Origin of the sequence: Bacillus sp. AR8-1, from assembly GCF_008042345.1 — a bacterium.
Taxonomy (GTDB): Bacteria; Bacillota; Bacilli; order Bacillales; family Bacillaceae_G; genus Bacillus_A; species Bacillus_A cereus.
In genome coordinates, this window is the sequence record NZ_QNUB01000005.1 from 305,083 (window position 1) to 320,050 (window position 14,968).

Below are 14,968 nucleotides of genomic sequence, written 5' to 3' on the forward strand. Positions count from 1 at the left end.
TTTTAGGAAAAAATAACTTATCAATACATGCAAAAAGAGGTGCGAATTGCACCTCTTTTACTTTTAATAAGCCTTCAACACATGAAGCAAATAATCTTTCCGGTTCAGCGGATTATAATCAACACGTTTTCGAGTAGGGAAGGGAGCCATAAGCTTTGTGAAACCAGCTGGCTTCGTTGTAAATATGCCTTCTCCTTCTGTAAATGAATGTAGTATTTGTTTGAAACTCTCTGTTTTCGCAACAGGTAATGATCCTGTTAACTGATAAGAATTGTAATTGAATATAGGCTCTGCAAAAGTTGCTGGAACGGCAGCGAGTTTATACATTGCAGTACTAATTGCGTGCTCCGGTACAGTTAATTCAAACTCATTTACTGGTTCATATACATATGTTTCAGCTTGCTTTAAAGCATCCATTAATACGAGCGGTGTTAAGTTTCTAAAGTCACTTGCTGTTGTAACAGGACTAGCATAACCAGTATGTGTTAACGTGACGATAATATCTGTAACTTCCCATCCATATAATCCTTGTTTTAACGTTTGAAATACCGTATCTTCAATCGCTTTATGGAATGCTAAAGGTAGTGATCCGAGTTCAACCCCTAAGTGATATGTTACGCCAGAGTTAAGATCACCACGTTCAACTTTGAATCCGACTGTTGCGTAAAATGGATTCTCTTTTTCACCCATTACTTCAACAGAATTGCCTAAGCCAATTGGTTTCTCGATACATACAACTCGCGTATTTGAAAAAGTAACTTGCAAATTATATTTCTCATAAAGTGTTGTTTCAATTACTTCTTTTTGTACCTCACCGAAAAGGCGAATGTATAGTTCATTATGAACATCATCTTTCCACACTTTAATAAGTGGATCTTCTTCACATAGCTCCATAAGTGCAGCGTATAAATCATGAATTCTTTCTTTTGATACTGCATCAATGGAAGCTTCCATTTGTGGTTCGGCAAAGTGAATATCTTTTATATAATCCGTACGTTCACCAATAATATCACCAATTTTTATATCATTCAGTCCCCACACTTTGCAAAATTCTCCGCTAGGAACGATAGTAGATTGAACAGCATTTCCGCTATGAAACATACACATTTTTTTAATCTTTTCTTTATGTGGTAGAGACTCATCGCGCTGTATATCAACATATTTTCTAACATGTAAGCTACCTGAAAAAACTCTTATATAAGCAACCTTTTCTCCAGAAGGTTCACGTTCAATTTTAAAAACAACACCGGATAATGGTTCCTCTTGTGCCGATGTAAGAGCTGGCATTAGGGCCGGAAGTTTTTCAAGTAGTTCTGTTACTCCTATACCTGTCATTGCTGAACCGAAAAAGATTGAATACACACTTGCTTGCTGTATTTGCTGTTCTAGTTTTTCTCTTAATAGTGCGTCCGGTATTATTTCGTTATTTACATATGACTCAAGTAATGATTCATTAAATGGTGCTAACAGTTCCATACAATCGTCATATGATTTATATTCAATGATCCGGGCTTCTTTCGTTCCTTCGTTTAGAACAGAGTAGAAGGGGAATGCTTCATTTGAAAGAACCTCTTTTATTTGTTTCATAACTTTTTCAGTGTTTGCTCCACTACGATCAATTTTATTAACGAATAAAATTGTCGGTATGTTTAGTTTCTGTAATGTTCGCATTAAAATTTTTGTTTGTGCTTGCACACCTTCAACGGCAGAGATAACTAAAATCGCACCGTCTAGAACGCGGAATGATCGCTCCACTTCAGCGATAAAATCAGCGTGTCCAGGTGTATCAATGACATTTACTTTTACATCATCAATAAAGAAAGAAACGACAGATGCTTTAATCGTAATTCCGCGTTGTCTTTCTAATTCCATTGAGTCAGTTTGTGTATTACCACTATCTACTCGGCCAATTTCTTTAATCACATTCGTTTCATAAAGAATACGCTCAGTCAAACTCGTCTTGCCAGCGTCTACGTGCGCGACAATCCCTATATTTATTGTTGTCATATATCAATATCCTCATTTCATCTTCCATTTTCATTTCCTCATTTCTATTTGTGTATTGCCGCATTATCAATCACTCTCCAGTTCTTTAAATTAGTATTATTATAGTGCAATTAACATTATTTGTAACGCTACAAAGCGCCTTAATTTGGAAAAAATAAAATGAAAACAAAATGCTTGCATTCTAAATCGATATAGATTATATTAATTGACATATCAACTATTGATACATCAAATGTTTTCGTTTTGATTGTAAAGGAGGGGTAATTTGACAAGTTCATGCTCAAAAGAAGCGATTATTTTATATAAATTACACTTTCTAAATAAAGAAGTAAGTTCGAAATTTGAAGGGTGTACGGGTATGAGCCAGTCTCGATTAGAGCTTATACTTCAGTTATATGAAGTAGGTGAAATTAGTCAAAAAGCACTTCAGCAAGAAGTGAATATTGATAATGCTGCGATAACAAGGCATTTAAAGCAGCTTGAGGCCAATGAAATGATTGTAAGACGTAAAAATCCAGATGATAACAGAATTACGTTAGTTTCTCTTACTGAAGAGGGGCGAAATAAAATTCAGGCGTTTCAAGAAGAAAAAGAACGTTTTGCAGCATCTGCATTTAAAGGATTAAGTGAGGAAGAACGCGATAATCTTTTAAATATGTTAAATCACATTCAAGAAAATATAAAAGAATTATAAAAAAGGGAGAATACAACTATGACTAACTCAGTAAAAACAAATGATTTTAACGAAATTTTAACAGGACGTCGTTCAATTCGTAAGTACGACCCTTCAGTGAAAATTAGCAAAGAAGAAATGACAGAAATTCTTACAGAAGCAACACTTGCACCATCATCAGTAAACATGCAACCATGGAGATTCCTTGTGATTGAAAGTGACGAAGCAAAAGCAACACTTGCACCACTTGCGAAATTCAATCAATCTCAAGTAGAAACATCTTCAGCAATGATCGCTGTATTCGGTGACTTAAACAACTTTGATAACGCAGAAGAAATTTATGGTACAGCAGTAGAGCGCGGACTTATGCCAGCTGAAGTAAAAGAAGATCAAATGAAAAAACTTTCAGCTTATTTCTCAATGGTTACACCAGAAGTAATGAAAGACACAGTACTAATTGACGGTGGTCTTGTAGCAATGCAATTTATGTTAGCAGCTCGTGCTCACGGCTATGACACTTGTCCAATTGGTGGTTTTGAGAAAGATCAAATCGCAGAAGCTTTCGGACTAGATAAAGACCGTCACGTACCAGTTATGTTAATTTCAATCGGAAAAGCTGCTGACAGTGGTTACCAATCAGTACGTCTTCCAATTGAAAAAGTTGCAGAGTGGAAGTAATTTTAAAGAAATAAGTGGAATATGAAAGGGGAAACACCATGATTATTATTCACGCAATATTTCAAGTAGATCCAGCAAAACAACAAGCATTTTTAGAAGAAATTCAGCCACTCATTCACGGTTCAAGAGAAGAAAGTGGAAATGTATCTTATGACTTATATAAAGATACAGAAAAAGAAAGTGTTTATACGATGGTAGAAGTATGGAAAGATGAAGCAGCAGTTGCGAGCCATAATACGAGTGAACACTTCACATCTTTCGTTAGTAAAGCAGCACAATTTTTAACTGCTCCGCTTAATATAAAAGCTTATAATGGAGAGTTAGTAAAATAAGAAGGTAGAAAAAGATGACTTTAGCGTGTGGCTGAGGTCATCTTTTTTATTTCAATTTAAGGTTGAAATGGTTATATTAGTTAATTCTGTTACAATTTTTTAATCAACATTATTATTCTTCTTCATGTATGTAATCACCTTTAAATAAGTGAAGTAAATTAAGTGTAAATTAATTTGTTTTACTTATACTTAATTTTGTGTTAATGTATATTTAATTTTTTAATGTATTTATCCTTGTTTTATTAAAATAGAAAGAAAAAGAAATGTATTAGAGTTAAAAGTTACACGGCCAGTATGTAAATAATAACTTATAATTTATTTTTAAATTTTTTAAGGGTGTGAACTATAATGAAATCGGTATTAAAAAGCATACTTATTTCCTTTGTTTTTTCAGCAGTAGGTATGTGTTGGTTGCTGTTCTTATTATTTCAAGGGGACGGTGATTGGTTATTATCTTGGGTAGGCGTATTAATGTCATATTTATCTTTATATACTTTAATAGATTTATACTGTAAAAATACATACGATAAAAAATTAAATAAATGGCTTATAAAAACAGCGGTGACTAGCTTTAGTTTTGCAGTATTAGGAATCTCATTTTGCATCATACATGAGCTATTGACACCATGGAGTCTTAATTTAATGGTGTGGTATTGGTTGCTAATGTTAGTATTATTTTTAACGACTATAATATCATTAATCAGTTTAGTATTTGTTAATCGTAAAAATCACAATTTCACCGTTGGATATAGAATGCTCATACTTCTAAATGTATTTCTTACATTAGGACCAGTATTATGGCCGTTATTACTTTCTATTATTGGAAATGGTATGAATGCTAGTGCAGGCTGGTAAAAAGGAATTTAGATTAGTTGTGTAAAGAATAGGATGAAAAGCTGATATAGAATTTTAAATGTTTATGAGAACATGTTTACATAAAAAGTGAAAACATGTTCTCTTTTTATTTGCATGCATAACTCTTCCTTAGTTTAACCTAATTAAATTTAAACGTAAGTATTTCGTAAGGAATGGATAAGAAAAAAGAGAGGTTTATCGTATAGGATGAAAGTATAGCTTGAATCAATACGATATTAATAGAGGAGAGAAAGCCTTATGAAAACACGTAATCAAATTAAGTTGGCAAGTTTAGCAGTTTTATTAGCGGGTACTACTCTATTTACACCTGGTTTTACTGTGAAAGCAGAGTCTACTCAAAATATTTCTAATTCGTCACAAGAATCTAATCAAAAGAATCGGAATGGATGGAAACAAGTAATGCAGGAAACAATACAAATTGGGGCACCAGGGGTATTAGCTAAGACGTCTAATAAAGGGAAAGTTAATAGTTATACTGCTGGCGTGGCGGATTTAATTACAAAGAAACCGGTGAAATCGGATTTTCGCTTTCGGATTGGTAGTGTGACGAAAACTTTTACCGCCACGACTGTTCTTCAATTAGTAGGAGAAAATCGCGTACAACTTGACGATCCAATTGAAAAGTGGCTGCCGGGTCTCGTGCAAGGAAATGGGTATGATGGAAATCAAATTACGATACGACAACTTTTGAATCATACGAGTGGTATCGCTGAATATTTAAAGTCAAAAGACGCTGACGTAATGAATTCGAAAAAAACGTATACAGCAGAAGAAATAGTGAAAATAGGCCTTTCTCTGCCTCCAGATTTCTCGCCGGGCAAAGACTGGTTGTATTCAAACACAGGATATGTAATATTGGGAATGCTTATTGAAAAAATAACTGGTAATAGTTATGCGGAAGAAATTGAAAAGCGAATTATTGAACCTCTGGACTTGCCAAATACGTTTTTACCAGGAAATTCACCCGTCATCCCAGGAAAGAACCATGCTCGTGGATATGTGAAAATGGAAGAAACAGGCGAGTTGAAAGACATTACGTATTATAATCCGAGTTTAGCTAATGCAGCTGGAGATATGATTTCTAATGCGGATGATTTAAACAAATTCTTTTCATCTTTACTCGGTGGTAAGTTACTGAAGGAACGCGAGCTAAAAGAAATGCTTACTACAGTTCCTGTAGAAGGAAAAGGGGTTGGGGATGGATATGGTCTTGGAATCTATGAGACTAAACTTCCAAATGGTGTCTCAGTATGGGGGCACGGAGGATCAATTCCTGGGTTTATGACTTTTGCTGGTGGAGTAATTGGAGGCAAGCATACATTTGCTGTCAATGTTAATTCTTTAGGTCCGGTTGATATTCTTACACAGTTTGATAAAATGATGCAAGTTGAATTTAATAAATAGATGAAGAAAAAGCGAATAGGTTTCTGCAATAGCTGTAAATAAAAGAGATGCTTTTTAAATTTCACAAATAAGGAAAGTATTAACATTCATAATATAGTATTAAGTATATGTAGAACATAAATAAGATACAAGTGTATTTCAAAGTGCAATTCAATCTTATAGTTTAGTTTAAAAAGGATGTCAGTTGCATGACATCCTTTTTGTTGTGGGACAAAGAGGTGTTGTTTGTTTTGAAAATTGTTATTTTTTAGAGTATTCCATATAATGAGAGGTATAGGGGCTATACAGGGGAGTTATGAATGGATAATACTTTAGTTTGTTAATTATTTTGTTTTAATAAAAAAGTAAATTGATTTGGAGTGAAATACATTGGGACAAAATCAGTTTAGATGGAGTAACAAGCAATTACGAGAACATGTTGAAATAATAGACGGTACAAGAAGTCCACACAAATTATTAAAGAATGCAACATACTTAAATTCCTATATACATGAATGGATGCAAGCAAATATTTGGATTTATGATGACCGTATTATATATGTAGGAGAAAAGTTGCCAGAGCAACTATATAAATGTGAAGTCATTGATTGTGATGGAAAGTATGTCGTTCCCAGTTACATAGAACCGCATGCACATCCATATCAGTTGTATAACCCAGAGACGCTAGCAAATCATGCGATGCAATTTGGGACAACGACTTTTATTAATGATAATTTAACTCTATTTTTCACATTAAAACGTGAAGAATCATTTCGTTTATTAGAGGAATTTAAAAAGATTCCAGCTACTATGTATTGGTGGTGCCGTTTTGATGGACAGACTGAATTGCAAAACGGGGAATCTTTGTTTAATAGTAAAGAAATAATAGAATGGCTGAAACAAGAAGCTGTTCTTCAAGGTGGGGAGTTAACAGCATGGCCAAAATTATTACATGGTGATGATGAAATGTTAACTTGGGTGCAGGAAACGAAGCGATTGCAGAAGAAAGTAGAAGGCCATTTTCCGGGTGCATCTGAAACGACTTTAGCGAAGTTAAAACTGTTAGGTACAGATTGTGATCATGAAGCGATGACAGGGCAGGAAGCTTTCACTCGTCTTATGCAAGGTTACACCGTTTCTCTTAGAAATTCTTCCATTAGACCGGATTTAGAAGTTTTATTAAAAGAATTGTTGGAATTAGGCGTGAAACAGTTTGATAGATTTATACTTACTACAGACGGCTCACATCCTTCGTTTTATGAAAATGGAATGACAAACGTAATGATTTCTACCGCGATAAAACAAGGAGTGCCAGTAATAGATGCATACCATATGGCAAGTTATAATATTGCTCGCTATTATAATATGGAACATGTACATGGTTCGATTGCGACAGGTAGAATTGCTAATATCAATATTTTAGAAAGTAAAGAAAACCCAGTACCAATTAGTGTCCTTGCAAAGGGGAAATGGGTGAAGCGTGACGGTGTAAATACGCATGAAGCATTACATATAGACTGGAGTAAATATAAAGTAACTCCATTATCATTAGATTGGTCAATAGAAAAAGAGGATATGATTTTCTCTAATAAAACGGGGATACACTTATTAAATAACGTTATTACAAAACCATATACTAGTGAAATCAATATAGACTGTGATGAATTATCCACAGATCATGATGAATGCTTCCTCATGATGATTGCTCGTGATGGTACTTGGCGAGTAAATACAGTTGTAAAAGGTTTTGCGAAAGAATTAGGTGGTCTTGCTAGTTCTTATTCTGGCACAGGTGATATGATTCTCATTGGAAAAAGTAAAGAAGATATGCTTACAGCTTTTCGTAGAGTAAAAGAGCTCGGTGGTGGAATGGTCGTAGCAGAAAACAATGAAGTGTTACACGAAATAGCATTACCATTGCTCGGGATTATGTCGAATTTAAAAATGAGTGAATTAATACAGGAAGAGAAACAGATGGTGAAATTACTACAAGAGCGTGGCTACGCGTATGATGATCCAGCATTTACAATTTTATTCTTTTCTGCGACGCACTTGCCTTTTATACGAGTAACACCTATAGGAATATATGATGTGAAAAGTAGTAAGGTACTGGCTTCGCCGGTGAATTTAATAAAGCAATATTAAAAGGAAAGGCCCTATAATAGTCTAAATTATAGGGCCTTTTACATTATTAGCATAAGAATATTGTAAGCCTCAAATGATATAGTATCTAAATCATTTGAGGTGATATGTAAATATGAAAAAAATATTTTACATTTTAAGCATATTTATTCTGTGTGTATCGATACAACACGTTGTACATTCCCAATCAGATGCACCAAGGTTATCTTTGGATTGTCTCGAAGAAAGAAAAGTTCGAGATGAAAAGTATGTGAAGAATATAATACAGGACATTAAATCCACATTTAATTTAAATATTGATGAACATAGTTTTTGGGAAGTAAGTAAAAGAGATCTGGAGGCTGCCCATTTGATGTATGGTGGAAAGAAAAATGATTCTTATTATAATTCGCTAACTAAAATTTATGATAGTGGTGGATTTAGCGAACAGCCCAGCTTATTTGTGAGGGCGCAAGAAGCATTTTTACTTTATAAAGAAAAAGATAATATCAATGTAATGAAACGCCTAAAACTAGACGTTGAAAAAGGGGAATGGCTCGTTATAAAAACGAAAAAGAAGAAAGGGAAAAAAGTGAAATTCAAGCCTTTGCAATGTGAAAAAGATTATATGAAAAAGAGAAATGAATAACAAAATACGTATTCATGCTGTTTTTATTCAATGATATTTTGCTGTTGATTTGAAATAGAAAAAGGTAAACGAACATATTAGCTTTATGGAATATGTTTGTTTACCTTTTTTTGAGAGATTTAAAAATTGGGGATGTTTTTAGTTGGAAATTATGTACTGGCTAATGAACTTATAACATTCAATGAATTTGTTCTTCATAAACATTAGATTTTGTGTCAAATGATTTATACATTGCCGAACCACCTATGTATATTTTATTCTACAGTATTTATAAAAGAATATTGGCCATGCATAAGAAATATGATTGGCACAGTTTTTGCTTGTATTAAATGTAAGGAAGGGAGATTGTATGTAAGGAATCTGTACTCGTAATAGTATAAAACAAGCTACTATTGCATTATTAATCATAGTTGTATTTATAGCGGAACTGTAAATACATACAAATAAGTAGGTTTTCGGTTTAAAAATTCTGAATTTTCTTTTAAATTATTAGGGGGCAATGGTATGGTTAAATATTCGAAAATTTCTAAGTGGATTCTTGGTGTTGGACTAGTGACAATAACATGTAATGGTTTGCAAATTCAAGCAGAGACAAAAGAGAAAAATGTGAAGAACGTATTACAAATGGAGCCGGTAGGAATACAGAAATCTGTTGATGAATTGGCGCACCCTTCAAAAGTACAAGAAAATGCATCTTTTACAAAACGGTTAAAATTAGCGGATTTATCGCAGCGTCCACTAGCACCAAACGATAATATTAAACCGTTAGCTGAAGAAAAAAAGTATTCAATGGCTGAGTTAAATCAATTAAATAATAAACAATTAACTGATCTTCTTGTGACAATTAAATGGTATCAAATTCCAGAGTTATTTCAGTTTAATAGTGATAGTCTTAAATTCTATCAAGATGATAGTCGAATGCAAGCAATTATTAATAAACTAGCAGAACAAGGACAAGCTTATACGAAAGATGATTCAAAAGGGATTGAAACATTAGTAGAAGCTCTACGTGCAGCATTTTATTTAGGTTTTTACCATGATGAATTAAGCAAACTAAATGAGCGTAGCTACCATGATAAATGTTTACCAGCTTTAAAAACAATTGCAAAAAATCCAAATTTCAAACTTGGTACATCAGAACAAAATAAAGTAATTGCATCATATGGAAAATTAATTGGAAATGCATCAGCAGATGTTGAAACGGTTTTATATGCAGGTGAAATTTTTAAACAATATAATGATAATCTTGCAACTTTCATTGAAGACCGAACAAAAGGAGACGCTATATATGAGTTGATGAAGGGAATTGACTTTGATATTCAGACGGATATGTACACGACTGGAAAAGAGCCAAAAGATACGATGTGGTTTCGAAATATTGATAACTTTATTAATGAAGTAAATCGTTTTGCACTACTTGGTACAGTAACAAATAAAAACGGATGGTTAATTAATAATGGAATTTACTATGCTGGACGATTGGGCAAGCTTCATAGCACGCCGACAAAAGGACAACAAGTTGTTACAGATGCAATGCGAATTTATCCATATTTAGGAGAGCAATACTTTGTTGCGGCAGAACAAATTACTACAAATTATGGAGGAATAGATGCGAACGGAAAAACTGTAAATTTAGATCAAATTCGAGAAGAGGGTAAAAAGAAATATTTACCGAAAACGTATACGTTTGATGATGGAGCAATTGTCTTTAAAGCTGGGGATAAAGTTAGCGAAGAGAAAATTAAACGTCTATACTGGGCGGCAAAAGAAGTGCGTTCTCAATTTTATCGTACAGTTGGTAGCGATAAACCACTTGAAAGTGGACATGCTGATGATGTGTTAACGATGGTTATTTATAATAGCCCAGATGAGTATCAATTTAATCGTCAACTGTACGGATATGAAACGAATAATGGTGGGATTTATATTGAAGGGACAGGGACTTTCTTTACATATGAACGTACACCAGAGCAAAGTATTTATAGTTTGGAAGAATTATTCCGCCATGAATTTACGCACTACTTACAGGGAAGGTACGAAGTTCAGGGATTATGGGGACAAGGAGAAATGTATCAAAATGAACGTTTAACATGGTTTGAAGAAGGAAACGCAGAGTTCTTTGCAGGTGCAACGCGATTAGATAGTGTAGTACCGCGAAAAAGTATAATTGGTGGGTTATCTAATGATCCTGCAAAACGTTATACAGCATCACAAACATTAAATGCGAAATATGGAACGTGGGATTTTTATAATTATTCGTTTGCGCTGCAATCATATATGTATAATAAGCGCCCTGAAATGTTCGATAAAGTGCATGATTTGATTCGCGCAAATGATGTTTCAAGTTACGATGCATACCGTGCTACATTAAGCAAAGATAATAAGTTAAATGAAGAATATCAATCTTATATGCAAATGCTTATTGATAATCGCGATAAGTATACAATTCCACAAGTATCAGATGAGTATTTAACTCAGCATGATCCAAAATCGCTTTCGGACATTACTTCAGATATTACGAATGAAGCGAAATTAAAAGATGTGAAAGTAACAAAGAATAAATCACAATTCTTTAATATATTTACACTACAGGGAACATATACAGGAAGTGCGGCTAAAGGAGAAGTTGAGGACTGGAAAGTGATGAATGAAGCAACAAATGATATGTTGAAACGTCTTTCAGGAAAAGAGTGGACTGGATATAAAACATTGACTGCTTATTTTGTAAATTACCGTGTAAATAATGCTGGGCAATATGAATATGATGTTGTGTTTAGCGGAGTGAATACGGAAGAAGGTACGGCTGTAGAAAAAGAACCAAATAATTCATTTGAAACAGCAAACCCACTATCTTTGAATATTTTGTTAAGAGGAACCTTGAGCGATCAAGATCAGGGGGATAAATTTGTTATTGATGTAAAGGATCAAAAAGATTTACAAATTTCTGTTACGAACGAACAAAATCTTGGACTGAACTGGGTATTATATTCTGAATCAGATCTAAATAATTATGTAGCTTATGCAACAAAACGTGATGGAAACAAATTGCTTGGAAATTATAATGCAAAGCCAGGGAAATATTACTTATGTGTATATAAGTATGGTGGTGGAATAGGGAATTATACGGTACAAGTAAAATAGTTTACTATAATTTATTTTGAAAGGAAACTTATTGCATTTTTTAGCAAAATAAAGTATGTAATGTTAAAAATTAAACTATATCAATATATCCCTGTTCTAATTATAGAACAGGGATATATTGGCTTTATATTTTTAAATTAAATAATCTCATTGGATTTTGACAAGAAAATAATTAATATAGATTTGAATTCTCATTCGTAAAGAATACTTTAATCTTCTTAATGCTCTTTCATTTTTGTCTCAATGCTTGTTTTCAAATCAGTTGATACTTGATTGAAATACCCCAAAACGATCTCCCTAATATCATCGGATATAACTTTCAAATCACTAGCTAAGTTCTCAGCGAGATGTTCTTTTTCTATCGGTTTTAACTTCGTATAAAATTCACCAGCCTGCGTAAAGTCATTCTGTTTTGTTATAGAAGTTCTTTCAAGTTTACCTTCAACGTACCTTCCGTCACCGCTTGTAATTTGATTAGCGGGTGTCCAATCTTGCTGTTGGTTAATCGTTAATTTGCGAAATTCGGGACCAATTCTTCTTCTTTGTGAATCACTGTAAATGTTAGCGCGCCCTTGCAGCATTTTATCATCTGATAGTTCTGCACCATCCAGTAAATTAGAAGGGGAGAATGCGACTTTCTCTACTTGTTCCATAAAATTTTCAGGATTTTTATTTAATACCATTTTCCCGACTGGTATGAGAGGATACGTCTGTTCATCCCATACTTTTGTGTCATCTAAAGGATCATAAGATAGGTGCGCTTCATCTTTCGGATCCATGAGCTGGACGTATAAACCATACTCCACTGGTTTACCATTTTCAATAGCATCATATAAATCTTTCCCGCTATAATCAGGGTTTTCAGCAGCTAGTTTAATTGCTTCTTTACTAGTAATGTACTGTACACCTTCAAATGGGTACCAATGATACTTTACATACTTTCGATTACCTTCCGCATTTCTCCATACATATGTATTAACACTATGTCCTGGAATGTGGCGAAGACTTTTGGCCGTACCATTATTAGAGTATAAACGGACAACAAAATGAATAGATTCAGGTGCTTTAGCGACAAAACTCCAAAATCTATTAGGATCTATTAAGTTATTTTTAGGTGAAGGCAATAATGCTTGAATCGTTTCAGGGAAACGCATTGGGTCACGAACAGAAAAAACAGGAATGTGATTACATAAAAGGTCAAAAATGCCTTCTTTTGTATAAAATTTTGTAGAAAAACCGCGTACATTTCTAGCAGTATCCGGTGTTCCTTTCGTACTAACAGCTAACGAAAATCGCACCATAACAGGAACTTTCTCATTAGAATTTTGTAAAAAACTTAATTTAGTATGTTCAGACATCGAATATATCGTTTGAAAATAACCGAACGCACCAAATCCTTTTACATGAACAGGTCTTTCTAAAATTTTTTCATGAATAAATTCTTGTAATGACTCATGCAGTACACTATCTTGCTCTAGTACGGGTCCACGTGAACCAACTGTTTGAGAGTGAAGTTTAGCTTGTTCATTACGTTCGTCATTTTCATTAAAGTCTTTCCCTAGTATAGATTGCCCCTGTTTATCATAGTTTTCATCCATCGATATAGCCTCCAAATCTTTTTTGTCCAATGTTACTAAATATGATTCTATAGCCCTAATTATGTATGACATGCAAAGTTCAAAGCAGTAACATACCGCTAGATACAAAAAACACATATGTAGTGGACCTGTTGAAATAGAAGAAATTATGGAAAAATGAATATCGGGAAGAGAAAGCACGCGTTTTACTAAAAAGGTGGAAGAAAACCACTATTAAAATTTCAATCTTAAAACTTAATTTATAAACGATTATATAGAGAATGAACGTTAAAAAAGGAAAAATAACTAGGAGGAATTTAACATGTCGGATTGGTTTCAATTAGATAAAGAATATATGATGTCTACATATTGTCGTACAGAGGTTGCAATGGAAAGAGGAGAAGGGTGTAAACTGTATGATGTAGATGGTAAAGAGTATTTAGATTTATTTTCTGGCGTAGGAGTAAATGTATTAGGATACAATCATCCTAAAATTGTACAAATGACAATGGAGCAAGTTGCGAAATCGTTGCATTTACCGTTTCATTTTTTAAACCCAGTTGCAATTGAGTATGCAAAGAAATTAGTAGATTGTACTTTAAAAAGCGGAAAAGTCTTTTTTACAAACTCTGGTACGGAAGCGACAGAAACAACATTAAAATTAATTGATAAATATAGATTTATTGCGAATGAAGAGCGTGATGGAGTAGTTGTGTTAAAAGATAGTTTTCACGGGAGGACGTTAGGGGCACTGCATTTTACGAGACAAGAAAAGGTATATCAAAATTTCCCTAAAACATCTATTCCTGTATATGAAGTAGAGCGCGAGAATATAGACCAATTAGAAGAAACCATTATTAAAGAAAATCCAATTGCGGTTATGCTAGAGCCTGTTTTAGGTAGCGGGGGGATTTATCCTTTATCAAGTGAATATTTACATGGTGTTCAAAATTTATGTGAAAAATATAATGTACTTCTTGTCGTTGATGAAGTTCAAAGTGGTATGGGGCGAACGGGAAAATTATTTGCTTATCAAAATTTTAATATCACACCAGATATTATTCAAATTGGTAAAGGAGCAGGAGGCGGGATACCGCTAGGAGGAATTATTGTAGGTGAAAGGTTATGTGATGTATTTTCACCAGGAGATCACGGGACAACATTTGCTCATTCATCAATGGGAACAGCTTTAGGTTTAACTGTATTAAATACATTACTTGATGATGGGTTAATGCAAGAAGCTTATGAAACGTCACTATATTTGAATGACAAACTGCAAGATATTCAGAAAGAAAATGCTTATTATATTCAGGAAGTACGTCATGCGGGGATGATGTTTGGGATAAGTGTGAATGACACGAATGAAAATGTAAAGAAATTACAGATTGAGTTAATGAATAAAGGGATGTTAGTCGATGTAACACAAGGGAATATTATTCGATTACTTCCGCCGTATATTATTACGAAAGAGGAAATTGACGCATTCACTTATGAGTTTATTTCCTGTGTTCATAACATAGCTGCTACAGCA

At 33.8% G+C, this 14,968-nt stretch carries 11 protein-coding genes; 9 read left to right on the forward strand and 2 right to left on the reverse strand.

The window, feature by feature from the left end; genetic code table 11:
* Positions 1 to 63: 63 nt before the first annotated feature.
* Positions 64 to 2,007, reverse strand: a complete 1,944-nt coding sequence (locus tag DN400_RS02890; RefSeq protein WP_065229002.1) for an elongation factor G — start codon at positions 2,005 to 2,007, stop codon at positions 64 to 66.
* A gap of 265 nt (positions 2,008 to 2,272) precedes the next feature.
* On the opposite strand from DN400_RS02890, the gene DN400_RS02900 reads away from it, so the two are divergent.
* The 8 genes from DN400_RS02900 (at position 2,273) to colA (ending at position 11,860) form a co-directional block, all read left to right on the forward strand.
* Positions 2,273 to 2,701 (forward strand): MarR family winged helix-turn-helix transcriptional regulator, encoded by a 429-nt coding sequence (locus DN400_RS02900; RefSeq protein WP_000204172.1) that lies wholly within the window; start codon positions 2,273 to 2,275, stop codon positions 2,699 to 2,701.
* An 18-nt stretch (positions 2,702 to 2,719) separates the two neighbouring features.
* Entirely contained in the window at positions 2,720 to 3,358 is a 639-nt protein-coding gene (locus DN400_RS02905; RefSeq protein WP_000185375.1) for a nitroreductase family protein, read from the forward strand.
* A gap of 38 nt (positions 3,359 to 3,396) precedes the next feature.
* Positions 3,397 to 3,690, forward strand: a complete 294-nt coding sequence (locus DN400_RS02910) for a putative quinol monooxygenase (protein ID WP_000583805.1) — start codon at positions 3,397 to 3,399, stop codon at positions 3,688 to 3,690.
* Between the two features lie 348 nt (positions 3,691 to 4,038).
* Positions 4,039 to 4,545, forward strand: a complete 507-nt coding sequence (locus tag DN400_RS02915) for a DUF3902 family protein (RefSeq protein ID WP_065229001.1) — start codon at positions 4,039 to 4,041, stop codon at positions 4,543 to 4,545.
* Between the two features lie 258 nt (positions 4,546 to 4,803).
* Positions 4,804 to 5,970, forward strand: a complete 1,167-nt coding sequence (locus DN400_RS02920; protein ID WP_065229000.1) for a serine hydrolase domain-containing protein — start codon at positions 4,804 to 4,806, stop codon at positions 5,968 to 5,970.
* A 369-nt stretch (positions 5,971 to 6,339) separates the two neighbouring features.
* Positions 6,340 to 8,094: an adenine deaminase C-terminal domain-containing protein gene (locus tag DN400_RS02925; protein WP_147801535.1), complete on the forward strand. Its 1,755-nt coding sequence runs from the start codon at positions 6,340 to 6,342 to the stop codon at positions 8,092 to 8,094.
* 112 nt (positions 8,095 to 8,206) lie between these two features.
* Entirely contained in the window at positions 8,207 to 8,719 is a 513-nt protein-coding gene (locus DN400_RS02930; protein ID WP_065228998.1) for a hypothetical protein, read from the forward strand.
* Positions 8,720 to 9,223: 504 nt separating this feature from the next.
* A complete protein-coding gene (gene colA / locus DN400_RS02935; protein WP_147801536.1) occupies positions 9,224 to 11,860 on the forward strand; it encodes a collagenase ColA in 2,637 nt (878 codons plus the stop codon).
* A gap of 218 nt (positions 11,861 to 12,078) precedes the next feature.
* Here the strand turns inward: colA and DN400_RS02940 are convergent, their stop codons facing one another.
* Positions 12,079 to 13,458: a catalase gene (locus DN400_RS02940; protein WP_097947212.1), complete on the reverse strand. Its 1,380-nt coding sequence runs from the start codon at positions 13,456 to 13,458 to the stop codon at positions 12,079 to 12,081.
* A 301-nt stretch (positions 13,459 to 13,759) separates the two neighbouring features.
* Between DN400_RS02940 and DN400_RS02945 the strand changes: the two genes are divergently transcribed.
* Positions 13,760 to 14,968: aspartate aminotransferase family protein (locus DN400_RS02945; RefSeq protein WP_147801537.1), on the forward strand; the 1,209-nt coding region annotated here is incomplete at its 3' end.